This is a genomic window from Vibrio sp. 10N.222.49.C9, from assembly GCF_041474985.1.
In the GTDB taxonomy this organism is placed as follows: domain Bacteria; phylum Pseudomonadota; class Gammaproteobacteria; order Enterobacterales; family Vibrionaceae; genus Vibrio; species Vibrio crassostreae_C.
Genome location: NZ_JBFRVD010000782.1, coordinates 1 through 529, shown reverse-complemented (window position 1 = coordinate 529; position 529 = coordinate 1). Strand labels below are relative to the sequence as shown.

At 43.9% G+C, this 529-nt stretch carries 1 protein-coding gene and 1 pseudogene; one reads left to right on the top strand and one right to left on the bottom strand.

Going from position 1 to position 529, the window contains the following annotated elements:
* Positions 1 to 324: alpha/beta fold hydrolase (locus AB4585_RS25570; RefSeq protein WP_372171590.1), on the bottom strand; the 324-nt coding region annotated here is incomplete at its 3' end.
* A gap of 92 nt (positions 325 to 416) precedes the next feature.
* Here AB4585_RS25570 and AB4585_RS25565 point away from each other — a divergent pair.
* Positions 417 to 529, top strand: a pseudogene (locus tag AB4585_RS25565) (replication initiation regulator SeqA); the annotation flags it as partial.

The window sequence follows — 529 nt, the reverse complement described above, 5'->3', positions numbered from 1 at the left end:
TACAATCAATCTTTTGATGTTCATTGGGCTAATAGCAGCGTACTTCATTGCCACCTTACCGCCCATCGAATGGCCGACCACGGTTAACTCATCTAGCGCTAATTCATCCATTAACTGACGAATATCTTCGGCCTGTGCGGCATAAGTATGCTCATCACTGTGCAAGGATCGTCCATGATTGCGCAGATCCACGCTAATCACTTGGTGATCTTGGCTGAGATCGCGGGCGAGGAGGCCTAAATTATCCAAACTTCCAAACAAACCGTGGATCAAAAGTATAGGTTTACCATGACCTTGGATCTTATAGTGTAACTGGCTCGACATTTTCTCCAATTCCCTTTTGCTTTCCGTAGAGACTTACTCAATAACTGGGTATAATCTGGCGCAGTTTAAACTAATAAGATTGTGAAAAGCGAATGAAAACCATCGAAGTTGACGAAGAACTGTATAGATTTATCGCGAGCCGTACCCAACGCATTGGAGAGAGTGCATCCGATATTCTACGACGTTTACTAGATGTGGATGGTAT